Here is a 24,384-nt window from a genome sequence, read left to right as displayed (position 1 = left end):
TTGAACAAAATGAAAACCACCGCCATCAGAAAGACCCAACTCATGCACGGCGAAAGCTGGGGCACGCAAAAGACCGGCTTGTTTCCTCGATCAGTCGACCAAAACGCCTATCCGCCAATCGCGGCCGCCGCCAGGGAATTTCATGCTATCCAGCCATTAACCCCTAACGCACAAAACGCACTGCCCACTCGTTCCCGTAGCATATAATTGCATGTAAAGGTATTCGCGTAATTTCTCAGTATTTAACCACAGACAGGATTGCCATGATTTTCGACAAAGAAGCCCCGTTTGAAGAGGCGGTCATCGCCGTGTTGAAACAGCACGGCTGGGATGATGCGGAAGGGGTGCTTCGCTACCCCACAGAGCAGGACCTCATCGACAACTGGGCGAAAATCCTATTTCAAAACAACGCTGGCATCGACCGCCTGAACGGATGCCCCCTTACGCAAGGCGAAATGGCTCAAATCGTCGAACAAATCGAAACCCTCAAAACCCCCCTTGCCCTCAACGGCTTCATTAATGGCAAAACCGTTGCCATAACCCGAGACAACCCAGACGACAAGCTGCACCTGGGCAAGGAAGTCAGCCTCAAAATCTACAACCGTCAAGAAATCGCCGCAGGTCAGAGCCGCTATCAAATAGCACAGCAACCGGTCTACCCCGCCAAAAACAAGATTCAGAACGATCGCCGGGGGGATTTATGCCTGCTTATCAACGGGATGCCGGTCATACATATCGAACTCAAGCGCAGCGGCATTCCCGTAAGCCAAGCAACAGGACAGATTGAAAAGTACGCCCACGAAGGCGTGTTTACGGGATTATTCCGCTTGGTGCAAATTTTCGTAGGAATGACACCCGACGAGGCGCGCTATTTCGCCAACCCTGGATCAGGGACCTTCAACCCCAACTTCTTCTTCCACTGGGAAGACTTCAATAACGAACCAGTGTGCGCAGGCAACAAACTCGGAGCCGACGAATGGAAACGGTTTACCTCCACATTGCTCTCTATACCCATGGCTCATCAACTCATCGGCTTCTACACCGTAGCAGACAGCTCCGATGGATGCCTTAAGGTCATGCGCAGCTATCAATACTATGCCGCCGCTGCTATATCTGACAAAGTTCGCAGATGCAAATGGGACGACCGCCCCAAAAGCAACACTCCAGGACGTCCAGGCGGCTACGTGTGGCACACCACAGGAAGCGGCAAGACGATGACAAGCTTTAAATCAGCTCAGCTTATCGCCGATTCTCACGACGCCGACAAAGTCGTATTCCTCATGGACCGCATTGAGCTTGGCACTCAATCGCTTTCCGAATATCGCGCCTTCGCTGATGATGCCGACGACGTACAAGGCACCGAAAACACCGCCGTGCTCAAGGCAAAGCTCGCAAGCGACGACCCCAAGAACCGCCTCATCGTCACATCAATTCAGAAGATGAGCAACATCAAAGGAGAAGGAAGCGGAATCTCCCAGGCGGAGCTTGACCGTCTCACCTCGAAAAGAGTCGTATTTATCATCGACGAATGTCATCGCTCAACCTTCGGCGATATGCTTCAGGACATACGCCGAGCATTCCCCAATGCCCTATTTTTTGGATTCACAGGCACGCCCATTCTCGACGAGAATCAAAAGAAAGGCTCCACCACCGCTATGGTGTTCGGCGATTGTCTGCACCGCTACAGCATCGCAGACGGGATACGCGACGGCAATGTGCTCGGCTTCGACCCGTACATGATAACAACCTTCGATGATAGGGACGTGCGAGAGGCCATAGCGCTTGAACAGGCAAAAGCATCATGCATTGCTGAGATTATAGCCGACAAACAAAAAAGGAAAGTTTTTTACTACTACATGGACACTTCGAAGGTGCCAATGGGCCCGATGGTCGACGGTGCCGGCAATCGCATCAAAGGCATCGAGGACTTTCTCACTCGAAACCAATACTGGCCAAACACGCCCCATCATGAAAAAGTCATCGAGGATATCGTACGGTGTTTCCCTGTGCTTTCCCATGGCAACAAATTCCACGCCATCCTCGCCACCAGTTCGATTCCTGAAGCCATCGACTACTATCGCGCCTTCAAACAAACCGCTCCGCAAATGAAGATAACGGCATTGTTCGATCCAAGCATTGACAACGCTGCAGGATCAACGGTAAAAGAGGACGCCCTTGTCGAACTCATAAGCGACTATAACGAAGCATACGACCAGGAATTCACCATTCCTACATGGGGCGCCATGAAGAAAGACATCTCGGCACGCCTTTCGCACAAAAAGCCCTATGCCAACATCGATTCCGACCGCGAAGCGCGCATTGACCTGCTCATCGTAGTAGACCAAATGCTTACCGGCTTCGACTCGAAATGGCTCAATACGCTCTACTTGGACAAAGTTATCGACTACGAAAGCATCATCCAAGCATTCAGCCGCACAAATCGCCTTTTCGGCCCCGACAAGCCGTTCGGTACAATCCGCTACTACCGCCGCCCCCATACGATGAAGGGCTACATCGAAGCAGCAGTTAAACTGTACTCAGGCGACCGACCTCTCGATATGTTCGTTCAAAAACTCCCGGACAACATCGCCCTGATGGACGCACGGCTGCAAGAGATCATCATGGTCTTCGAAGCCGCAGGCGTAAGCGACCTCTCTCGACTTCCCTCCTCCCAGGAAGCCCGTCGAAAGTTCGCCAAGGAATTCGTCGAACTCAACGAATTCCTTGAGGCGGCAAAAGTCCAGGGATTCACCTGGGAACAGGACACCTACGAATTCGAAGCGGAACCCCAAGAAGGCGAAGAACGCGGCGAGAGCATCTACGTGCAACCCATCATAGATGAACACACCTATCTCATCCTTGTGCAGCGTTATAAAGAGCTTTTTTCGGGTAGCAGCAGCGATGGCTCCAACGAAGCCCCTGATGCGCCCTACGAACTCGACGGACACATTACCGAAATAGACACTGGATTAATCGACAGCGACTATATGAACGCAAACTTCGTTAAGTGGCTCAAATGCCTCGAGCACGACGACGAGAACCCGATTGCCGCCGCAGGAGAAGAACTGCATCGTTCGTTCGCCAGCTTGAGCCAGGACGACCAACGTTTCGCCGAACTGTTCCTGCACGATGTCGAACGCGGCGATATTGCTTTGGAAGAAGGTGTCACGCTAAGAGACTACATTACGTCATATGCCCACAGGGCGAAAAACGCTCAGGTCGAAAGGGTCGTCGACGCTCTTGGCGTAGACGGAAAACTGCTCACGACCATGATCGGGCTCAGCCTGACAGAAGCAAACATCAACGAGTTCGGCCGCTTCGACGACCTTAAGGACTCGTTGGATAAAACACGAGCAAAATCCTTCTTCGAAGAGAAGGAAGGAAAGACGCTGCCGCCGTTCAAAGTAAACACGCGAGCTGCCGCCCTACTAAAGCGTTTTGTCTTAGAAGGAGGCTTCGATATCGACTATTGATAAAAAACCAATCAAGGAGGATGGTTGCTTTTGCAAGCCCAATGTGACCGTCTGACTGTTAGAATTTCTGGTTCTCCCTCATCAGCGTGAGCCGCCTCACATAATGAAGGAGAACCAGATGGCAACAATTACCGAGGAATCCCTCTTTTGCGACTACTACTCGCAATGGATCAGCGTCTACAAAGAGGGCGCCATTCGAGAAGTCACGATGGGCAAATACAGGCTCACACAATCGTGGCTTTCCAAGCTTGTCCCAGAACTCAAAATGAAAGACCTCGACAGGACGTCGTACCAACAGCTCATAAATGGCTATGCGGAACACCATGAAAGACAAACGACCATGGATTTCCACCATCAGCTCAAAGGGGCGATCCTCGATGCCGTAGACGAAGGCCTCATACCGCGCGATCCGACACGTAAGGCGATTATCAAGGGAAAGCAACCTCGCGCGAAGAAGATCAAATACCTCAATCAATTCGAACTGCACGCAATGCTAGGCGACCTTGACCTTTCAAGCGAGCCAAGCTGGGATTGGCTCATTCTTATCGTCGCCAAAACAGGGTTACGCTTCTCCGAGGCGTTAGGACTCACCCCCGACGACTTCGATTTCGCCCATCAAACACTGTCCGTCAACAAAACATGGGACTACAAGAACGGAGGCGGATTCGTCCCGACAAAGAACGCCTCATCCGTAAGAAAAGTGCAACTCGACTGGCAGCTCATCATGCAATTATCGGGGCTATTGAAAAACCTGCCCCCGAATGAGCCCATCTTCGCCAAGGGCAAAGTCTACAATTCAACAGCAAATAACGTTTTGGCCCGGCATTGCAAAAACGTCGGTGTACCCATCATATCCGTCCATGGGCTGAGGCACACCCATGCTTCATTGCTCTTGTTCGCTGGCGTCTCCATTGCCAGCGTATCCAGAAGACTCGGACACGCCAGCATGACCACCACCCAGGAAACCTATCTTCATGTTATCCAGGAGCTCGAAAACAAGGATATCGACATAGTCATGAGAGCACTGTCGACCCTTATCTAACCCATATCAGTCAACCACGGCTCACGCTGATGAAGGGTGATGAGGGAGTCGAGGGCTATGAAATATCTGCCAATCTTTGCTTGTTCCGTTATCGAAGCGGGCATCGTTAGTTCTGTTTCGAAAAAATCATCCGGGGCAATATTCAGCAAGCCGTGGTTTCTCGCACCTTCCGCTGCAATCATCTGAACAGACCTGTGCCAGCGGTTAGTCTCATAGTATGCAACTAAAAAATCAGGGTCGGCTTCATCGATTGCAAAGCAAATATACAACGTGGATAAGCAGCCCTTTTCGTATTTTGTTAAACGCTTCACCGCTCCCCAGGGATTGTCGCTTGAGGTGCTTTTGTTGTACGCAAATTCACCCCTCTCAAGAAGGTAATAGCCACTCATATCCCGACTCGCAACCTGATTATTAAAAAAAATACGCTGATCAATTAGCCCATACTGCGCAGAAATAGTCAAAGGCAAGTTCGACTGATTTTTATCATTCTTTCGAGTGACGCGATGGGTAAGATTCCCCAACTTACGCTGTTCCCAAGTGGGCATTTTAGTCTCGCTACTGCATCTTGGGAACAGCGTAAGTTCTCGGAATTGTACGTCGTCAACAATGAGCGTAACGAGGACCGTGCGCTTGGATACGACGCAACGCTCTCTATTGCAACGATGGCCTACAACGGTGGCAATGGTGCTGCAGACAGCTCCTTGGGTACATACAAGGTTGTTCGTATAGGCGACATTGCGTTTGAGGGACATGCAAACAAAGAGCATGCTTATGGGAGATTTGTTCTTAACGACGCAGGTGACGGGCTTGTATCCCCACGATTTTCATGCTTGCGACCAATAGTAGAGCAACGATATAGCTTCTGGAAATACCATATTCCACGTGAATCGACGATGCGCCCAGTACTGATTAACGCCACGAAAAGCGGCACAATGATGAACGAGCTCGTTCCTGCAGATTTGATGCAGGAATCGATTTTGGCTCCAGACATTGCGGAGCAAGAATCGATTGGCTCCTTTTTTAGGCGGCTCGACTCCCTCATCACCCTTCATCAGTGTAAGCGCAGACAATATACGACCAGCAAGGCTTTCATTTGGGAACAGCGTAAGTTGCGTGAGAATTGCACTTTTGCAAAAGGCAGAGGCTATTCTAAGGCCGATATTAGGAAGTCTGGTACTCCGCTAATACTCTACGGACGTTTGTATACTCAGTACCAATCAAGAATCGATATCGTAGATACATATGCAGATACGCAGGATGATTCGGTGCTCTCAAAGGGAGCCGAGGTGATTGTTCCTGCCTCAGGGGAAACCGCCGAAGATATTGCCGTTGCTGCATCAGTGCGCTCATCGGGTATTTTGCTTGGCGGCGATTTAAATGTAATCACCCCAGGCGCTGGAATCGATCCTGATTTTCTAGCGCTCGAAATTACCTACGGAGAAGCCCATAACAAGCTCGCTAAGTGCGCTCAGGGGAAATCGGTCGTTCATATCCATAACGAAGATATCGCCGACGTTGATTTCGTTTGCCCCGAGCTTGCCGAACAACGAGCGATCGCAACGATGATTCATAACATTGATTCCCTCATCACCCTTCATCAGTGACAGCAACAGATGACGCATACGCTGCTAGTCCTCGTTGATTTAGCAAAACAAATCGCCGATTCGAGCATCTCGAATCGGCGATTTGAACGTTAAATGACACGCTTTGAACAGAAATATTAAACAAACATCCTGTCCAGAAGCGATTTCTTGATATTCTTCAGCAATTCCAACTTACGCTGATGAAGGGTGATGAGGGAGTCGAGACAATCGAAAGCAACACCAATCGCAGATTGCTCCGCCAGTGCCGGATAGCTAACCAGGGTATTTTCAAGTGTCGCTTTTGATATGGAAATAACCTTAATCCCCTGCATTAACGGGAAAAGCTGGTTGCGATACGCAGGGCAATTAAGGTAATGCCCCAAATATCCAGAAGCAAAGAAAAATCGAGGATGAGCCGCGATCGTATGTAGTCCGGATATCACGGGTTCGGTTGGAAGTTCCTGCAGTTCAACGCATTTTCCTGCTGTATTATCTTCCGCTGTATCCGCAAAGGCAACATCGCCTTGACGAAGCGCCGAACTGACATACTTTGCAAACACGGCGTCGTCACCGATAAAAGGCAGGCTAGTCGAATTGCCATTCAGGCAATCGCCAAATTTAGTAAGAATGTCACCGTAATGAATGCAGCGAGCAAACCCTCCCTCGACATTCAGTTCGGCACGCGAAAGCGTATTGCTCTTTAAGAAATCAAAGCATTCCCCCAACTCACGCTGTTCCCAAGGGTCAGTGAAGCCCTCGAAGCGAATTTCGGGATAAAGCTCGCCTGGCTTTGGAAACATCTTGTCAAGCATTGATTTTTTTAGCTTTTGAAGCTTCTCGTACTTACGCTGATGAAGGGTGATAAGGGAGTCAATGCGTGAAAAAGTCGTCCCGATTTGTCGCTGTTCTCCCAAGCTTTGCGGCAACGAGAACTCTGCTTCCCCCACGAGCTGCCAATCTGCACGGGGCATCTTACTGCCGGTCGACACATTAGCTACTTTTTGAAATGCGACACTTTGAATAAGCCTGTAGAGAAATGAACTATCAACTTCTAACGCCTGAAGAACCCACCAATCGCCTACAGCAGTACCAGAAAATGCAGGTAGCAGCCAGTTATTGAGATACGGGCGAAGCTTGCCATACAGGACGTCTCCAGGATCGAATCGAATACCCGATTTGTGATTTCCTTTGGATTTCAAATCCTTATTAAGACGGCCTTCGCTGGAGACAACATCCTCATACTCAACTTGAGGCAACTTGTCATCATCAGAAAATGAAGTTCGGCGCATTGCAACATTTGAAAACTTACGCTGTTCCCAAGGGTCAGTGAAACCCTCGAAGCGAATTCGCGGCACATTTTCGTTTTCCACCATGTTATTCACCTCCCAAGAGCTTTCGTAGCTCAGTGACGCCCGCCATATCGAATTCATTACCCGTAAGCTGGCCCAACATGAGCGCAAGCTCGCTTTCCGCCTCATTTATCTGACTACACACATCAGAATAGGTTGTGTCGTATTTCGCATTTAGCGCAACCACCTTGGAAACAAATCCGTCAATTACCGCGTCAGGAAGATTAAGCAGCTCGGCATAGAGAGGGTCAATCCACTTGGCGGCAAGCAAATCATTGCATTCAACATCAGAAAGCCCCTCTATAGTCGTCTTGCATTTTTGCTCAAGTGCAGCCTTATCGGCTTTAAGTTTTTTCTTCAAGGAAGACTCTTCATCGAGCAATTCCCTCGCTTTTTCAAGAATATGCTCGAAGCTGCCCTCGGGGAACCCTACTTGCACCCTCAGTTTCTCTATATAGCCAGCAACCTTAGCTTTTCCATACGTACCGTCTTTGTTCTGGTCCATTTCCGTCCAAGCAACACCTGGATGGCCTTCAACGTAATCCAGCTTTTCCGCTTTTGTCGCCTTGTTCTCAAGCAGCCTTAAATATTGATTGAGCGCCTGAATCTCGGGCGAGATGATCAGCCTAGCCTCGTTTTTCAGAATCGCCTTTACTTCCTTCGCAACGAACGCATCGTTAGAGTCGTTAATCGCTGGCGAGTCAAGCTGCTCAGCATCAAGCCCCTCTATCAATTCCGTATAGGAGGAAGAAATTTCGGCAAGACGTTTCTCTCCGGCTTGAATACCCGAAACCTCATCCCGCAGCAATTGCTCTTCTACCAAACGGAATGACAAGACATGCCCCATCCATCCATCCTGGACCTCCATGTCTTTACCGTTTTTCTTTTTAACGACCATATTCGGGTCAACCTTGCGCACGGCATCGAAGCCCTCGGTCTGAATCATTTCCAAATCGCTAGAAATACCTGTCCACGCGTCATCGAGAGCCTGATAGGCATCGTACCCGTCAACAAGCGCAACATCAGAAAGGGCATCACCTAGCAATGCGGCAATCGACTCTTCCTCGGCCACGGAATCAACTTCGTTCGCACCATCGACAAGGCGACGGCGGAGCTCAGCCGGCAGATGGCTTACAGTGTCCTCATAATGCTCGCAATAAGCGCGAACGTCAGCGTTCTCTTTAACCGCCGAAGCAACATCTTCCACCATTGGCACAAGATACGAACTATTAGCATCCTGATACAGTTGGTCTTTAAGGCTCGGCCACACCCTCCAATAAGCATCAAGAGCATCGACCTCCGTCTTCGGCACGCCTCCAAACATGGTGGCATACACGTCCCAACTCTCGACCGCCTCCGACGAGTCAACATAACGCGGAATATTCAAGTTGTAGTCGTTGGCACGAATTTCTTCGATAGGCACCAGACGGCTGAATTTTTCCACCGTGGCATTCGTAGTTACGGCATCAACAATGCGCTTGATGTCGCTCGCGCGTAGCTTATTATTCTTGCCCTCCTTGGCAAAGTGCTTCGACGCATCGACCACCAGCACATCGCTGGAATCTCGCTGTTTGCGCAAAACCATGACAATAGTGGGAATGCCAGTGCCAAAGAAAATATTCGCAGGAAGCCCAATGATGGCTTGGATATGGCGGTTCTCGACGAGATTCTTGCGAATTGCACCCTCCTCACCCCCGCGGAACAGCACGCCATGCGGAAGCACGATGCACATGATGCCATCGGGGCGCAAGTGGTAAAGATCGTGCAGCAAAAATGCGTAGTCGGCCTTCGACTTGGGCGCCACACCAAACCTAAATCGCGGATCGAGTTCCTTGTCTTCCGAATCCCAACTTTGAGAATAGGGCGGGTTGGATACCACGGCGTCCACGAACAGCGGATCATATGTCTCGTCCTTATTTTCATCCGTATCGAACCAAGGCCAGTCATCTTCAAGCGTGTCGCCATTGCGAGCGACGATATTGTCGGGAAGAATACCGCGCATCACCAGATTCATACGCGTGAGATTGTAGGTATTCTCCTTCAGCTCCTGCGCATAGTACTTAATGGAATCGGGATCACCACTGCGACGCGCCACAGCCTTACCGATGTTGATAAGCAACGAGCCAGACCCGCTCGTGGGGTCGTAAATCGTTATATTTTCACGTCCAGCCAGATGCCACGATACGATCTCCGACATAAGCATCGAAACCTCGTGCGGAGTATAGAACTCACCCGCCTTTTTACCCGCGTTGGCAGCAAAATTACTAATGAGATATTCGTAAATGAACCCGAGGACGTCGTAATCTTGTCGGCCATCCATCGGAATATCCTTGATGAGGTAGATAAGGTCGCGGGCTGCTTTGGTCTGGTTACGAGCATCGGTGCCAAGCTTGGAAAGACCCGTCTGCAACGTGTCGAAAATGCCGTCAAAAACGCGCTTACGACCTGGGTCGATATTGCGGCTAAATGCGGAAAGCGCATCGCGAACGTCGGAAATCTCGAAATCGGACCCCTTGCTAATCCATGTCGAGAACAAATTATCGTACGAAATGAAATAGCCGCATTCGCCCTTGACGAACTCAACCGTCTCCTCGTCGTCTTCGATAAGACTGGGTAGGTCTTCCTCGGCAAAGTCACGCGCCTTCAAACGAGCAACTTCGGTTTCGGAAAGGAATTTATAGAAAATGAAACCCAGGATATAGTCCTTGTATTCGTTGGCCTCAATTTTGGAACGCATCTTGTTAGCGGACTCCCAAATCTTCGCCGCCAATTGCTGCTTGTTCATTTAATTCTCCTCGCTTCTATAGACCTGATCGAGAGTGCAACCCGCATCGTTGACCCATTCCGTCCAGCCATTCTGGCTGCCACCGAGTACGAATACCGCCGCAGCACTGGGGGTGGGAAATTCCAAATCCTCCGCAAGCTCAACGATGCCAGACAACCCACCAAAAAGCTCATTGCGCAACGTGGTAACAGCCGCATTTTTTTGGATAGGCCTCGACATATCAACATTCGAACCGGCAAGCACCGTGAAATGACCGGTATCTTTACTGTAACGCCCTGTTCCGCATACCCCATTCTTCTTCGTATGGAAAATGGCAGCCGAAGACACGGGCCCTTGGTCGACCCTATTTAAATCGTATCCCAAAGCCGCCATCCTAAAGAGAATCTTGTCATGGAGCCGCTCGACGGATTCTTCTTTATACGGATCCATATACGGCTTGGGAGTCACCAAATTATCAGTCTCATAGGAACCATGGGTGCGCACATAGTCGATGGCCTTCGCCTCGAGAACGTCCAGGGCATCCTTGCTGATGTTTTGGTCGTCATCAAGAAACATGACAGCCTTATTCCAAAACTCTTTCCTCGTTTTATGCGCCTCAAGACGCGCTATTCCTTGGGTTGTCTGTCCCGCATAGACACGGCTTACGTTGCCATGATCCTCGTCAAGCAGATAATAAATTCCGCGGGACGGGATATTCGGTAGAAATTTTGCCTCGCTGAGGTCATCCCTCGGAACAACAACGGTCACGAGAGACTCACCTTCAACGCGACAAATGCGAATTCGATTGGGCTGCGCATCGATGAGCTGGATGGTGAGGGTTTTGACCCGAATCACGCCACGTTCCTTTCCCTGCAAATTTTATAGCTACGCACGAAGGCAGAAAGCCAGCACCGACTTCTCCGTCCTTGCATAAACGCTCTCGCTCTCCAGCGACATATCTTCAAGACGAAACGATTATTACGCCGACAACGCCGTTCCGTCAAAGAACTGATTCGGCCTCGAACAGAATAGCATCAGCCAGATATCGCTGCGTCCGTCACAATCCCAATGGGTCGTGCGAGCAAGCATCTCCACAGAGCGTTACCGCAGACATGCTTGGCCTAAAAGGAAAAGCTTTGCGTTCGGCGCGTCATGACACAAGCGCCAAGATAACATCAAATCGATATTGCCGAATTCAGGGCATGCAGCCTCGAATAGGCCCCATCACACAAACACTTGGTAGCGCCGGGCAGAAAAACGTTAGGAGTAGTGGACCATTCATCGAGATTGAAATCCGCACCGCATCGGTCGCACATTAATTCAGCGCTTTAGGAGCAAAGGCATCCACAACCAACCCCTATTAAGACTCGATTCCATATACGAAACATTCCTTTTCTCCTGAAGCCAACAAACAGCGTTTCACTAACCTTTACCAAAAGCCTTTCCGCCCCCACGCATTCCGACGGGTGCTTTATTTGAAATACCAGACCTCCGCAGGAAACGCCCCGTCCAGCTGGATTCTCAGTGCGATCCTGAAGATAAGGGGCCACGCCTGGACGTCCACCCCACCGCTGCCTATGTCGGATGCGTTCGAGCAGTTCGTCACCTTTAGGGACCCCTCGACGAGCATCTTCCCGTAATCGACGTTTTCGGCAGACCCTATGGGGACGCCGTCCGGGTAGCGCTTCGTCCTCTTCGGAGCGTATGCGGACGCAATCGGCCGCAGCTCGACGTATATCTCGCCGTCCTCGCACGGGTCGTTATCCGCCCTGTTCAAATTCGTGCACCCGTACGCATAGACGGCGCTCTCCCCGTCGCTGAGGACAAGGCGGGCCGCGCCTCCGTATCCTAGGCTCATAGGAGTCTTCCTTTCTCGGCATCCCACGAAATACCAATCAACGAAATCGAAGCCCGGTATTTTCGACCGACGCCCCACCCCGCCCTGCCGCCGGCGCAACCGCACGGCGTCCGCGTTAGAACCAATGGTCGTACATACGCCGCAGGAAGTCTTTCGTCAGAGGATACTCGTCCGATTCGGGAAGGACCGAGTCGATTTCGCAACGGGGGCAAAGCGCCGTGTCGCCGCCTTCGTCTTCAATCCACTCCTCTATCTCTTGCGGGTCGAATATCGCCAGGCAGTAAAAGCATCCGCACCTGTCAACGTGTTGTAGCGCCTCCCTGTTGCGAATACACCTCGAATGAGTATCCAGAACCATCTGGTCAACGGCATCTTTTCTTGCCTGATGCTCGGATTCAAGAAACCGACTGAACATAGCCACCTCCAAAATTCCCCACAATCAATTCGCAGCACGCAATCCTCGCCCGCCGACCGCCCAAAATATCCGCTCGCCAAATAAAGTTTCCTTTGGTTAACTATCACATCGACCAATTTCCTATCACGCAGCGCAGTCGCGCGCCACACCGCCGTCGCGCCATGCCGCCAAGAACGAAACGGAGCATCGCCATGACCGTCGTCCTCGCTATCGAAATCGCTTGCGCCCTCGCAGCCTGCGGAGCCCTGCTCGCCCTCATGGCGCAAGCCGTCCGCCTGAACCGCAAGAGCAAGGAACAACCCGCCGACCGGCTCGAACGCTTGCATCGGCGCCATCGCTCCATCGGCTTCGTCCTGCTTGCCGCCGGAATCGTTCACAGCATCTCAGCAACCATCTATGCGTCAGGCGCCCGCACGGAAACGTACGTCATGGGCTGGGCTTCCATCGTCTTGTTCGCGCTTTCCGGCATCTGCATGGCGCCGCCTGTCCGAGCGCGCCTCCCCCATGCGGCAGGTACGCACGTCTTTCTCTTCGCACTGGGTTTCGCTCTTTTCATCGGCCACGCCGTCATGGGAAGGCTATAGCCGAATTCAGGCCGTCGCCGGACAGGCTCCCCTCGATATCGTAAGGCAATTACCGCTTGATTTTCCCGCAAGGGTTCGTCATTCTCACCTGCCGCCATGAATTTGACAGTGGCCTATTATATAGCCCTAATTTTGCCCATATTAAAAGGAGACGCAGCAACCAGAAGACAGGAGAAACCATGCCTGCACTGACCATGGCCCTCGCAGAGGCCAAGAACAACTTCTCGCGCGTCGCCGCCAAAATCAACAGGACGACCGTTCTCAAGAACAACAAGCCCTGGGTAGTCATACAACCGGCCACAACACCAGCTGCCACGGACGTCGTCGACGTAGCAATCGACTTCATGGGCGAATATGCCAATGTCTTTGCCGAGCTTGCAAAATAAGCGAACCGACGATTACCCGCGAAGCCGTCCTCGCAATCCATTCCGAAGCAATAGCAAGATTCGACAGAATCGATGGAGTGCGCGACGAGTTCCTCTCTACAATGCCCGGCGTAGCTGATGGAACCGTAAATTACGACGAGTGGTGGAGTGGGTGCGAGGCGTAGTACAGTAGAGCAGCACCGTTACACGCCTCACTGTCAGTTGCCGGATGAGCGATTTGAAATCAACCTTCGTAGCTTTCGTCAAGCACTCCCTGCGCAATTCGACACTACCCCTCGCGCTATGCGTTCCTTTGTTCACGTCGTTCGCGCCAGAACCGCCCATGCCCATCCTTTCATCTTGCAGGCACAAGCGCCATGCCCCTCCTGGTCGACAGACATTGGCTCCACCACCACATCCCGTGAGGTAATCGAACTCCCTCAGCGACAATTATGCGAGCCACCCGCCTCTTCAGACACGGCAACTTCAATCTGCTCAATCGCATCGATCATCTCTTGCCGACCGCGCACCACTAGGCTGAGGATCTCCGCCTCCCGCGATGAAAGCCCGTATCTCCGAATGGCCTCTTCGCATTGACGAGCAAAATAGAGCGTTTCTGCTCGCGGGTAAGTAATCGAAGGATTAAGACGGCCTCGCTCCATAATGTTGCCGCGGTCGAACACGAGCACCACAGCAAGCACCAGCGAACACGCAACGGCAAAAATCGATGGCGCAAAATCCGCATCGCCGAAACCAGCAGAGCTCATAAAAGCCATTATCCCCATGGCAAGCACAGGCATAAACTCTCCAATGCCCTATACCACCCGAAAACAGCACCCGCCCTTACTTTGCATTGATGGCAAGCATCGGCCACCGCCACAAAGCAGAAAAGGTCAAAGCAGGTAAAACCAGCAGACACCAAGGCCACACCAGCACCACGCGAATTATCAAAGGCGGCAACAAGAAGAAGGCCGATCATGACAAGCGGCAGTACCAGCTTAATAACATAACGATTGGAGATAACGCTTTCCGAAAAACATGACGCCACGAACAATCCGCCAATACCGACAAGAGACGCAATGGCCACGAACGACCCCGCAAGCACAACCGACGTCGCGGATTGAGCCTCAAGAATCATCACCCATGTCACAATGCCAAACAAGGAAAACACCAGCAGCACGCGCCATATCAGCAAGACGAACTTCCTCGCAAGGCCAACCCCTTCGTTGGCATCCAGCACTTCGCCCCGATTGCCTCGCCCGACAACAAGAGCCAGAATCATAGACGCAGGAAGCATCAGGGCGAACAGCGCGCATCGAAAAACACCTTCGGTAGCGCCCACTAGGAGGTAAGCCAGCGACGCAACGACAAAAGCGGCCAATGCCCTACGCGCCAACGCCGCAGGCTCAAGGTCGCTAAAAAGCATGCCCCATGCAACGACGACGAAGGCAGCGCAGACCCTCGTTATCCCCTTATAAGCCAGCATCGCCTCCAACGGACCGACAATACCGAGACTCCAGAACGCCCACGAACAAACGATTGAGCCGCCAGCAACAAAAGCAGCAATAACGGCAATGAAGAAAAAATGCCGCCACCGAGAAAGCAAGACCGCAATGAGGACATAGCTCGCGGCGTTGCATAAAGACGAGGTGAGCGTCGACACCCCGAGGGTTCCCGCACCATCGCCTTCGGCGATGAGCGTCGATCCATAGATATCCGTCAGATTCCATGCATAGAAGGCAGCAAGGCCCAGCACGTACATGAGGGCGGTTCTATCGAGGAAAACCCCTGATAAACCGTGTATTACTTTTTGGTAGACGCCTTCGCCACAACTTTTGGCCATTTTGTCAGATGACATGACCCCTCCCATTCGATAGCTTTCCCCATGCCCGCTGCAACGGGCCGGTGGTCGGAGGGACGCGCCCGCAAGAAATACCTTTCAGCAGTATAGCGCACGCCTCTATAACCGCTCGAGGGAGACCAAGCAAAGGAGAGGGTCATGAAAGAAAGTCTTTCACGCAGAAGTTTTATCGGTCTTGGATGTCTCGGTGCAACAGCAGCAGCTGCATCGTTAGCTGGCTGCGCTCCTAAGTCCACGGACGCAACAGGTTCATCAACTGAGGCTTCATCCGCAGGCGCCGAAGCCTCAGAGAAGAGCGAGACGCTCCTGCCCAATGCCGCAAACCTCGAGTTTTTCCCACCCGCGGAAAGTGAAGTGGCTTACATAGCCGATCCCATCACCGACGAAGAGGTGGTCGAAACGCTCTCCTGCGACGTTGTAATATGCGGCGCGGGCATGTCCGGCGTAGCTGCAGCCGCCTCAGCAAGCGAGAACGGCCTTTCTACCATCGTGCTCGAAAAGGGCTCTTCCTTCGCAGCTCGTGGTACTGAGGTAGGTGCCTTCGGCGACCGTGCCCACGCCGCAAGCGACATCGTCCTCGACGCTCAAGCGTTCATGAGCGACGGGCTCTCGACGGCCCATTTTCGATGCGATCGCTTCGTATGGCAGCGCTGGTGCGAGCGTTCGGGAGAAGCTCTTGATTGGGCCATGGACACCGTCGGGGATAAGTGCGGCGCCTTTACCGCCAAAAGCGGCAATAGCGAGTTCTGCGGCGTTACCACCTGGGGATCTGGCGTGCGCGTTGAAAACGGCATCCCCTCGCTCGTGGAGGAACTCCTCAAAAGCGCCGAAAACCACGGTGCCGACATCCGCTTCAGCACCCCCGCCGTGCAGCTCATTCAGCAAGACGGCAAGATAAAAGGCGTGTACGCAAAAGGCAGCGAAGGCATTATCAAAATTGAAGCCTCGCAAGGCGTGGTGTTGGCCACAGGCGGCTACGAATTCAACTGGGACATGCTCACCCAGCGCATCCGTCCTCGTGACCTGGCTGTCTACGCCTGGACCAACCCTACGACCACCAATACGGGCGACGGTATCCTCATGGGCCTAGCCGCCGGCGCCGCAGAAGACGACTGGCCCCATATCCTGATGAACGACCCTGCAGGCGCCAAGACCGGCACCCGAGCCAACGGCGCCATGCTCGCCTTCCTTCGCGTTAACGAAAATGGTCAGCGTTTCGTGAACGAAAACCTCTCCTTCGAATACATGTCCAACGCGATCATGTACCAGCCTGGCGCCCACGACTTCGTGCTGCTCTCTGGCACCGATATTCTTGCTTCGCTGGAAAAAGCAAAAGGAGGAGCTCCTTGGACCCCTGAAGACATGTACGACTCGATTAAAGACGTGCTTGTCCAAGCCGACTCCCTAGACGAGCTGGCCAAAACCTGTGGCATCAATGCCGAAAATCTCTCTGCCACCGTCGCCCGCTATAACGAGCTGTGCGAAGCTGGCGAAGATACCGACTTCGGCAAAAAGACCAATGACCTCATCCCGCTCTCCGAAGGCCCATATTACGCGATCGAGGAAAGCGGGGCCTGCCTCGTAACCGTCAACGGTCTGCGCATCAATGCCGATTCCCAAGTGCTCACCCAGGAGGGCAGCGTCATCGAGGGGCTTTACGCCGTCGGCAATGCCTCAGGAAGCATGTTCAACGGCACCTACCCCCACCATATGAGCGCCATCAGCCACGGCCGCTGCCTCACTTTCGGCTACCTTGTTGGCCGCCGTTTGGCAGGACTGGAAGATTAGCAACCCTCGAACAAGGGCTGCTCCTCCGAGCTCCTTGCGTAAACAAACCCCTCCCTGCGCGCTCCTCTCATGAGGAGCGCGTTTGCATATCGAGATAAAATAGGCACTTGATCCGACTACTAAGCGCAAACGACCCATGCTTTAATTACCACCCCAATGCGCACACTAGACCGAAACCGAATCCGACGCGACCGCGTACGAGCTGAAAGAGAAAACATCAGCAGGGACCGCCCGTGCAGCCTTCTGATAGCTGAGTCGCCCTCCTCACCCGAAAGAACAACCTCCGCTCTTCGATAATGGGCCCGCATGCCCGCCATCGAATAATTCCGCCCCCATCTTGCAGGCGCTTAGTCAGCCTTCATTACGCTTACTGAATCGCTCTTCATCGCCTCGAAGTTCTCCCGGCTCTTCTCCAAGTCGAGCCTGTGCCGCGCCAGGGGGTGGTAGTCGCCGATTACCCACACGTCGAATTCTTCAAGGTAGAAGGCACCGTGAGTCTTGTTGGCATAGGCCACGCATCCACGGCTTCGGCTCTCTGGAATTCCAAAGTGCCCCACGAGCCCTTCGTACAGGTCCGCCTGAACGAAGACATACCCTAGCTCTTTCCCAGCACCGACTTTGTGTTTGTCCCTCGAGTAGTCTTTCATCCAGCGCACAAGGCCCAAAAAGCGATCGGCTTTCTCTGTCTCGTTCATCTTTTTATAGCAGGATGACTCAAGCGAAAACCCCACCGCGCCGGACTCCGAAGGATAGCGGAGGTTAGCAAGGAAAACGCGCTCAAGGAAGGCATCGTCGTCGGAGAAAACGTCGACGGCGGGCGAAACCAGGCTGCATAGGCTTCGGAAATGGTTTCTATACCGTGCGCACCGCCCCTTATAGCCCCCGTCCCGGCCGTCTTTGCAACAAACCTCTATGTGGCGCTTCTTCCTCGCTTCATCGCAAAGGCAGGTCCACCATTCGTGGTTATAGGCCACATTAAGAGAGTCGTAAGGAACCCCGTATCCCGCCTCCCCGATGCTCCCATCTTCCGGAAACATCCTGGTGACATCGTCGGCACCTGCCTTTCCCGGCTCTTTGAGGATGATGGCAATTCCCGCCGGCTCGCCCGGAACATGGGAGATCCCCATGGTCTTGAGGTCAACGTCAGACGCCTCCCCCTCTCGGCCGGCAGGCGGCCACCAATAGAGAAACGAATTCCCCCGATCGTCTTTCACAAGCCTGTCATTTTCGCAACACGGCATGCGGCCTCCTTTCGGCTTGCGGCAAATACTCTGCTGTATCTTGATAGAGTGTATCCGAATTACCCCGCACGACAGCCGCGCAAACAGCACCGGCTCCACACCGCAAGCAAGAACGCCATGCACTACAATAACCGCCACAAACCCCAGGCGATAGGAGCACCATGACCATCTACGCCATGAGCGACATCCACGGTTTCATCGGGTCCTTCGAAGAGGCCCTCGCACACGTCAACCTGGACGACGGCGCGTCGAGGCTCGTCCTGCTGGGCGACTACTGCGACCGTGGACCTTCAAGCCTTGACGTCTACCACCGCATCATGGGCCTCCAGGAAGAATTTCCCGGCCAGGTCATTGCCCTGCGCGGCAACCACGAGGAGATGCTGTTGGAATACATCGGCATGGCGTCTGCAGACCTTGGTTTCACGCAAGGATGGATGCTCGCAGACACAGGCCTTGCCACCGCGCAAAGCTTCCTGAGCAAAGACGAGTTCGCCGAGGTGAAGCACCTACTTTCACGCAGAAAATTCGAAGAAGCCTACCTGCTTACGGTCGAATATATGAAAAGAAGCCACGCCGACGTCATACGCTGGATTCGCAACCTTCCCTACTATTACGAAACGGAATTCGGCCAGGTGTTCTGCCACGCAGGAATAGACGAGGACGCGGGCGACCTATGGCGCATCGGAACCCCCGAGGAATACTTCACGTCCATGTCGCCGTACTACAAAGGCAAGCGCTTCGAGCTCGACGTCATCGCCGGCCACATCAGCACGGAATTCGTCTCTGAGATTCCCGGCTACCACGACATCTGGTTCGACGGCGCATCCCATTACTATATCGACGGTCAGACGGTCGCAACCGGACGCATCCCCGTTCTGCAGTACGACGAATCCACCGGCACATACTCGGGACCGGGGTTATAGCCGCGCCAAGAAAACAGCACGGTAGCGACTCTTCGTCGACGCTTCTGTCGCGCTGCGAACATGCCACAATCGACAGCAAGAGCCCCGGCCGAAAAGGAGACCGTCATGTGCACAGCCGTAAGATTCACCGATGAAAACGGAGGCCTGTTCTTCGGGCGCAACCTGGATTGGATGGAATCCTACGGCGAGAAAATCCTGGCAACCCCGCGCGGCTTCGCCTACGACTACGCATTGGGCGCAACGCATAGCGAACAGCCTTACGCCGTCGTGGGCGTGGGGTGCATCATGGACAGCAAACCGATGTATTTCGACTGCGCCAACGAAGCAGGCCTCGCCGTGGCGGGTCTCAACTTCCCACGCTGCGGAGCATTTCCGCACGAGCCCGTTGAAGGAAAATGCAGCGTGGCCACATTCGAATTCCCCTTGTGGGTAGCACGCAATTTCGCCTCGACCGACGAAGTTGAACACGCGCTTGCCGACACGCAAATCGTCTCGCTCGTGCAGCCGGGACAGCCCGAATCGCTGCCGCACTGGCTCATCGCCGACAGCACGCGCAGCATCGTAGTCGAAAGCACCAAGGCCGGTCTTCACGTCTACGAGAACCGCGCCGATGTGCTGGCAAACTCGCCCGAGCTACCGTGGCACATCGCCAATCTGGACAACTATCTGCACACAAGCAACGAAAGCCCGCGACCAAGCAGCTGGGGTGCGCAAGAACTGCGCGCATGGGGCATCGGGGCCGGCATGCAAGGCATACCGGGCGACCCCTCCTCGCCTTCGCGTTTCGTGCGCGCGGCCTACGCCAACGCCCACCATCCCGCCAAAACGACAGAGCGCGAAAACGTAGCACGTCTTTTCCGAACCCTCGCATCCGTGCAAATAACGGAAGGCACGGCAAAATCGGCCGAGGGACATTTCGAGAAAACCATTTTCACCAGCGGATTCTCCAGCTCAACGAACACCTACTACGCCAATACCTACGACGATTTCGAAATCCGCGCTTTCCCGTTCGAGAGCTTTGACCTAGACGGCAGGGAATTGCAAACGCGCGCGCTGTACCGAGGCGAAGAAGAGGTGCGCTAGCTGCAGCAAAAGCGCCATCTTGCACGAAAACCAAAGTTCGTTATCGAATTTTGTACGAAACGTACCAAACGACGATGTCGACCACAGATTGCGCTCAAAGATAATCTACATTCTCTATTGTTTTGCGTATTAAATTACCGCTCTACCGCGCTATTGGCCGCCACTATCAGGGTCGATCGATACGTTTCGTACATTTTGCGAGTTTCGCGACGCAGTTTGGTGCAAGATAAAGCTTCTCGGCCGCAAATCGGAAGAATCTTGACCCGAAAGACAGACATGAGACTTTTTATCGCCCTTGAAATACCGCCAATCATGCAAGACGAAATATCGGACCTCGTAAGGCCACTGCGCGCATTCATGCCCGGGCGATTTACCCCGCGCGAGAACCGCCATGTCACCCTGGCCTTCCTAGGAAACGTGCCAGCGTCTGCGCTACCCGACGTGGAAGAGGCGATCGATAAATCGGCCGCAGGTGTGAGGGATATCACCCTGCTGCCCAATAGGCTAGGAAAATTCGGACGAAGCAGCGACGCCACGTTCTGGCTCGGACTCGCCGAAGACCCCAACCTGGCAAATCTTGCAGAGTGTCTGCGCGAAGAGCTGCGCACGCGCGGCATCTCCTTCGACGACAAGCCTTTCCTCGCGCATATAACCCTTGCACGGCGAGCACGCATCCCCAAAGGAGACCTTCCGCCGCTACCCTTCCCCGGTCCAACGCGCGCAACGCACATCGCGCTGTTCAAAAGCACTCTTTCGAGCGAAGGCGCATCGTATGAGGAACTATACGGGGTCGACCTCGAACCTGCACGTCAAAGCCCACAAGCCGCACCCGAACAAAACTACCCATCCCCACAATAAAGGAGAACAGCATGAAAGCCCTGGTACATGACGGACATGGAAACATCGCCATTGAGCGGCGCCCCGAACCCGAGGTTCTCGAACCGGGCGACGCGATCGTGCGGGTCTCGCTCTCGACCATCTGCACCAGCGATTTGCACATCATCCACGGCGCCGTGCCGCGGGCCTTGCCGAATACCGTCTTGGGGCACGAATTCGTGGGCGTAATCGAACAGGTGGGCGAAAGCGTAACGAAACTGGCTCCCGGCGACCGCGTGGCCGTAAGCTGCGAGACGTTTTGCGGCGAATGCTTTTACTGCAAACGCGGCTGGGTGAACAACTGCGTACAAGGCGGATGGGAGCTGGGCTGTCGCATAGACGGTTGCCAAGCGGAGTTCGTGCGCGTCCCCTTTGCCGAACAAACTTGCAGCATCATTCCTGACAACGTGGCGGATGAAGATGCGCTCTTCTTGGGAGACATCGTAGCAACGGGTCAATGGAGCGCCGAAATCGCCGAGCTCGAGCCCGGCTGCACCGTGGCCGTAATCGGCGCGGGACCGGTAGGGCTTGCCACCATGATGTGCGCAAAACTCGCCGAACCCGAGCACATCATCGCGATCGACATCGACGCGAAACGTCTAGCTCTGGCCAAAGAACGTGGTTTGGCCGACGAAACGATCGACGCGAGCCAAATGGACCTCGCCGCCGTCGAGGCCGCCGTGCGCAGTTTGACGGAAGGCCGAGGCGCCGATGCCGTGGTGGAGGCCGCCGGCGGATCGAACACCTTCGAAATGGCCTGGCGCATCGCCCGTCCCAACGCCGTAGTGGTTATTGCCGCTATGTACGAAGGGCCGCAAACTCTCCCCCTGCATGAGATGTACGGCAAAAATCTCGTGTTCAAAACAGGAGGAGTAGACGCAAACAACCTGGACAAGACCATGTCGCTCGTCAAAGACGGCCGCATCGACACAAGTTGTCTCGTCTCGAAACGCTACCCTCTCAACGACATTCTGGAGGCATACCGCGCCTTCGAAGCGCGCGAGGACGATTGTTTGAAAATGATCATCACGCCATGGAAGAAAAGATAGGTCTAAGAGAGACGGCGGCGGGCCGAGGGGCGCATTGCGCCCCTCCCCGCGCAATCGACACATGCCGAACGGACGAAACGTATCAAACCGTCATGCCTGATTAGCTTTCGAGCAACGCTGCCTCGTTGCCGATCGCCCGAAGCAACCGTTTTCTAGCCCTCCTCTTCATCCGAGACGCGCAACGATGTATTGAGCCAATCGCTATCGGGCCTGCAGATAAGCCTTGCATTGTTATAGGCCATCTTCATGGTCAGAATCGTCTGCCCTATATAGGCCCCGGATTCCATCAGCTCCACCACAAGGGCGACATCGGGCTGGTCGTTTTCGGTAAGATCAAGCGGAAGCAGCAAGCTCATGGTGTTCTTCGTTGGATAAAACGCCGGCACGGCAGTCTTGAAATTCCATTCGACCCTCTTCTGAGCGAGCTCAATCGCGTCATCAAGCCTGTTTATCAGTCGGCGTTTTATCCTCACGTTCGATTCCACAGCATCACGCAGTTCGTCGTACGCGCCCCTCCTCGAACTTTCATCCTGAGCGTTCACGGCCCTTGAAAGCGCTTCTATGGCATCGTCCGCCCCACGAAGCTCTTCGGCCAGGAAAGCCTCAGGCAAGCGGTCGATGTTGTCGAGAAGAATATGATCCACGTCTCTTTGGAGAGTCCTATTCCCGTCGAAAAGCAGGTCTTCTTTCTTCTCGAAGTATGCAGCCCTCTGCGGAAGAGGATCGAAGGATGCGACCAGCTTCTTGCCCCACATCTTCGAGCCCGCCTTGCAAAACGCTTCGAAGCGCCAGGGCTGCTCCATGTTCGAAGGCGAGAAGCAGGCATAGATCGCCTCGTACGTCGGATCGACGAGCCCGGTATTGAAGGCGGCAATCCCTTTCTCCTCGTCCTCCAGCACTTTTCCTTCGGACTGAAGTCGGTAAAACGTGTAGGTGAGGTAGCTTTTCAGAATAGAGTATTCCTTCGGCTCGCCATCTCGCTCGAAGCCCCATTTCTCATCAAGAGCGAACTCGGACAGATTCTCGACGAGGGCATCCATGTTGCCAAGGTACGCCCAATCCGTAAGCGCCCGTCCAGCGCGCACTTTCTGGCGAGGGAAATCGTCCACGAAGCAAACATGCCACGGCATGACGCCCGGACGGTCGGCCTCCCTATCACGCTTCAGAGACACCTCCACCAGCGTTTCTTTATCGTCCCTTAGAATACTTACCGGAAAGATGACCTTTCCTTCGTAATAGCGAAGAACCCTGTTCGACAACGCGAACTTCCAATCGCGGTCCAGCAGGGCCAAAACGTCTATGTCGTCCTTTGCGCATTCGGCAATTTTCTCGCTCCACCTTTGAGCCACCCAGGCAAATGAAGAAAGGCTGTCGGCAAAAGATTCGAGCTCTTCGACGACGCTTTGAGGCACCGGGCCAACGAGATAATCCTCCGATTCCTGCATGGCTTCAAAACCGCGCTCGAACAACGGCGGCAGCGAACTTTTCGCATACGGAGCCTTCGGACCCTCATCCGAAGCATCGCCTTCGATGTCACGACGCAACTTCATATGCTCGACAACGGGAACGTAGGACAGAAACCATGGAAGGGCTCCCTCCTGCAAGTTTTGAGCAATCGAAACCTCTACGGCCTCTCCGTTCGCCATTTCAATATGCGTCGGAAAACTGATGGTCCTTTCGTTGTGCATGCGCAAAACGCCCCGTTCGTACGCCTCTTTCCAGTCCGCACTCACGAGAGCGACGAAATCCAGTCCCGGGCCATACAGGCTCGAAAGCTTGGATTTGGTGGAATAGGGAACGAAGACGAAGCTAGTCAAATCGTCCGAAAGAGCCTCGATAAGCTCTGCGGGAACAGGCGAATCCTGGTATTTCGAAGAATCAGCGGCCCTTCTGATAACCAACCGATCCTCGCTGCTCAAGATTGTTTCTTCCTGCATGATTTCTTCCATCAACCGTTCCTTTCAATAGCATGCTCGGCGGATCGAACGTCGTGCTGCGGGTCGAGCGCCGACCATCGTCTATCGGCAGCCGGCTCTTCGCAAGCGCCCACCCCGCCTCAGCAAGCGCCGGCTTCTTCCCATACGCGCCGGTCGCCTCCCTCGTTTCAGTATATACGCCGTTTTCAAGAAC

The 24,384-nt window shown here is 53.7% G+C and carries 20 protein-coding genes; 10 read left to right on the top strand and 10 right to left on the bottom strand.

Going from position 1 to position 24,384, the window contains the following annotated elements:
* Nucleotides 1-263: 263 nt before the first annotated feature.
* Complete coding sequence (locus HMPREF9451_RS01850; RefSeq protein ID WP_009138601.1) at nucleotides 264-3,473, top strand: type I restriction endonuclease subunit R, EcoR124 family; 3,210 nt, start codon at nucleotides 264-266, stop codon at nucleotides 3,471-3,473.
* 118 nt (nucleotides 3,474-3,591) lie between these two features.
* Nucleotides 3,592-4,515, top strand: a complete 924-nt coding sequence (locus HMPREF9451_RS01845; protein ID WP_009138600.1) for a site-specific integrase — start codon at nucleotides 3,592-3,594, stop codon at nucleotides 4,513-4,515.
* Here HMPREF9451_RS01845 and HMPREF9451_RS01840 read toward each other — a convergent pair.
* Nucleotides 4,512-5,036, bottom strand: a complete 525-nt coding sequence (locus HMPREF9451_RS01840) for a restriction endonuclease subunit S domain-containing protein (protein WP_198001810.1) — start codon at nucleotides 5,034-5,036, stop codon at nucleotides 4,512-4,514. The genes HMPREF9451_RS01845 and HMPREF9451_RS01840 overlap by 4 nt on opposite strands.
* Between HMPREF9451_RS01840 and HMPREF9451_RS09605 the strand changes: the two genes are divergently transcribed.
* Nucleotides 5,019-6,119 carry a restriction endonuclease subunit S gene (locus HMPREF9451_RS09605; RefSeq protein WP_148508462.1) on the top strand — a complete coding sequence of 367 codons (1,101 nt, stop codon included), beginning with the start codon at nucleotides 5,019-5,021 and terminating at the stop codon, nucleotides 6,117-6,119. The two genes, HMPREF9451_RS01840 and HMPREF9451_RS09605, sit on opposite strands and share 18 nt — an antisense overlap.
* A 116-nt stretch (nucleotides 6,120-6,235) precedes the next feature.
* Here HMPREF9451_RS09605 and HMPREF9451_RS09925 read toward each other — a convergent pair whose 3' ends face one another.
* The 5 genes from HMPREF9451_RS09925 to HMPREF9451_RS01810 form a co-directional block, all read right to left on the bottom strand.
* The gene (locus HMPREF9451_RS09925; protein ID WP_009138597.1) at nucleotides 6,236-7,471 is read right to left on the bottom strand and encodes a restriction endonuclease subunit S; all 1,236 of its coding nucleotides are present in this window, start codon (nucleotides 7,469-7,471) and stop codon (nucleotides 6,236-6,238) included.
* Nucleotide 7,472: 1 nt separating this feature from the next.
* Nucleotides 7,473-10,232 carry a type I restriction-modification system subunit M gene (locus tag HMPREF9451_RS01825; RefSeq protein ID WP_009138596.1) on the bottom strand — a complete coding sequence of 920 codons (2,760 nt, stop codon included), beginning with the start codon at nucleotides 10,230-10,232 and terminating at the stop codon, nucleotides 7,473-7,475.
* Entirely contained in the window at nucleotides 10,233-11,066 is an 834-nt protein-coding gene (locus HMPREF9451_RS01820; RefSeq protein WP_009138595.1) for a GIY-YIG nuclease family protein, read from the bottom strand. It abuts the gene before it with no gap.
* A 616-nt stretch (nucleotides 11,067-11,682) separates the two neighbouring features.
* Entirely contained in the window at nucleotides 11,683-12,069 is a 387-nt protein-coding gene (locus HMPREF9451_RS01815; RefSeq protein ID WP_009138594.1) for a hypothetical protein, read from the bottom strand.
* 115 nt (nucleotides 12,070-12,184) lie between these two features.
* Nucleotides 12,185-12,484 carry a hypothetical protein gene (locus HMPREF9451_RS01810; protein ID WP_009138593.1) on the bottom strand — a complete coding sequence of 100 codons (300 nt, stop codon included), beginning with the start codon at nucleotides 12,482-12,484 and terminating at the stop codon, nucleotides 12,185-12,187.
* 191 nt (nucleotides 12,485-12,675) lie between these two features.
* On the opposite strand from HMPREF9451_RS01810, the gene HMPREF9451_RS01805 reads away from it, so the two are divergent.
* Both HMPREF9451_RS01805 and HMPREF9451_RS01800 read left to right on the top strand, forming a co-directional pair.
* Complete coding sequence (locus tag HMPREF9451_RS01805) at nucleotides 12,676-13,068, top strand: DUF4079 family protein (RefSeq protein WP_009138592.1); 393 nt, start codon at nucleotides 12,676-12,678, stop codon at nucleotides 13,066-13,068.
* A 179-nt stretch (nucleotides 13,069-13,247) separates the two neighbouring features.
* Nucleotides 13,248-13,454, top strand: a complete 207-nt coding sequence (locus tag HMPREF9451_RS01800; RefSeq protein WP_009138591.1) for a prevent-host-death protein — start codon at nucleotides 13,248-13,250, stop codon at nucleotides 13,452-13,454.
* A 419-nt stretch (nucleotides 13,455-13,873) separates the two neighbouring features.
* Here HMPREF9451_RS01800 and HMPREF9451_RS01795 read toward each other — a convergent pair whose 3' ends face one another.
* The gene (locus tag HMPREF9451_RS01795; protein WP_009138589.1) at nucleotides 13,874-14,233 is read right to left on the bottom strand and encodes a hypothetical protein; all 360 of its coding nucleotides are present in this window, start codon (nucleotides 14,231-14,233) and stop codon (nucleotides 13,874-13,876) included.
* On the bottom strand, nucleotides 14,209-15,291 hold the full coding sequence (locus tag HMPREF9451_RS01790; protein WP_009138588.1) for a hypothetical protein: 1,083 nt from the start codon (nucleotides 15,289-15,291) through the stop codon (nucleotides 14,209-14,211). Before HMPREF9451_RS01790 ends, HMPREF9451_RS01795 begins: the two co-directional genes overlap by 25 nt.
* Before the next feature lie 357 nt (nucleotides 15,292-15,648).
* On the opposite strand from HMPREF9451_RS01790, the gene HMPREF9451_RS01785 reads away from it, so the two are divergent.
* Nucleotides 15,649-17,082 (top strand): FAD-dependent oxidoreductase, encoded by a 1,434-nt coding sequence (locus HMPREF9451_RS01785; protein ID WP_040625936.1) that lies wholly within the window; start codon nucleotides 15,649-15,651, stop codon nucleotides 17,080-17,082.
* Nucleotides 17,083-17,429: 347 nt separating this feature from the next.
* Here the strand turns inward: HMPREF9451_RS01785 and HMPREF9451_RS01780 are convergent, their stop codons facing one another.
* Nucleotides 17,430-18,323: a hypothetical protein gene (locus HMPREF9451_RS01780; RefSeq protein ID WP_009138586.1), complete on the bottom strand. Its 894-nt coding sequence runs from the start codon at nucleotides 18,321-18,323 to the stop codon at nucleotides 17,430-17,432.
* Between the two features lie 161 nt (nucleotides 18,324-18,484).
* On the opposite strand from HMPREF9451_RS01780, the gene HMPREF9451_RS01775 reads away from it, so the two are divergent.
* The 4 genes from HMPREF9451_RS01775 (at nucleotide 18,485) to HMPREF9451_RS01760 (ending at nucleotide 22,254) form a co-directional block, all read left to right on the top strand.
* Nucleotides 18,485-19,246 (top strand): metallophosphoesterase, encoded by a 762-nt coding sequence (locus tag HMPREF9451_RS01775; RefSeq protein WP_009138585.1) that lies wholly within the window; start codon nucleotides 18,485-18,487, stop codon nucleotides 19,244-19,246.
* A gap of 105 nt (nucleotides 19,247-19,351) precedes the next feature.
* Nucleotides 19,352-20,329, top strand: a complete 978-nt coding sequence (gene bsh, locus HMPREF9451_RS01770) for a choloylglycine hydrolase (RefSeq protein ID WP_009138584.1) — start codon at nucleotides 19,352-19,354, stop codon at nucleotides 20,327-20,329.
* A gap of 276 nt (nucleotides 20,330-20,605) precedes the next feature.
* Nucleotides 20,606-21,187 carry an RNA 2',3'-cyclic phosphodiesterase gene (gene thpR, locus HMPREF9451_RS01765; protein WP_009138583.1) on the top strand — a complete coding sequence of 194 codons (582 nt, stop codon included), beginning with the start codon at nucleotides 20,606-20,608 and terminating at the stop codon, nucleotides 21,185-21,187.
* Nucleotides 21,188-21,198: 11 nt separating this feature from the next.
* Nucleotides 21,199-22,254: an alcohol dehydrogenase gene (locus tag HMPREF9451_RS01760; protein WP_009138582.1), complete on the top strand. Its 1,056-nt coding sequence runs from the start codon at nucleotides 21,199-21,201 to the stop codon at nucleotides 22,252-22,254.
* A 152-nt stretch (nucleotides 22,255-22,406) separates the two neighbouring features.
* Here the strand turns inward: HMPREF9451_RS01760 and HMPREF9451_RS01755 are convergent, their stop codons facing one another.
* On the bottom strand, nucleotides 22,407-24,203 hold the full coding sequence (locus HMPREF9451_RS01755) for a DUF3825 domain-containing protein (protein WP_009138581.1): 1,797 nt from the start codon (nucleotides 24,201-24,203) through the stop codon (nucleotides 22,407-22,409).
* Nucleotides 24,204-24,384 lie beyond the last annotated feature (181 nt).

The organism is Slackia piriformis YIT 12062, from assembly GCF_000296445.1.
Taxonomy (GTDB): Bacteria; Actinomycetota; Coriobacteriia; order Coriobacteriales; family Eggerthellaceae; genus Slackia; species Slackia piriformis.
Note: the sequence above shows the minus strand (reverse complement) of the source record. Positions and strands in the feature narration are given on the sequence as shown.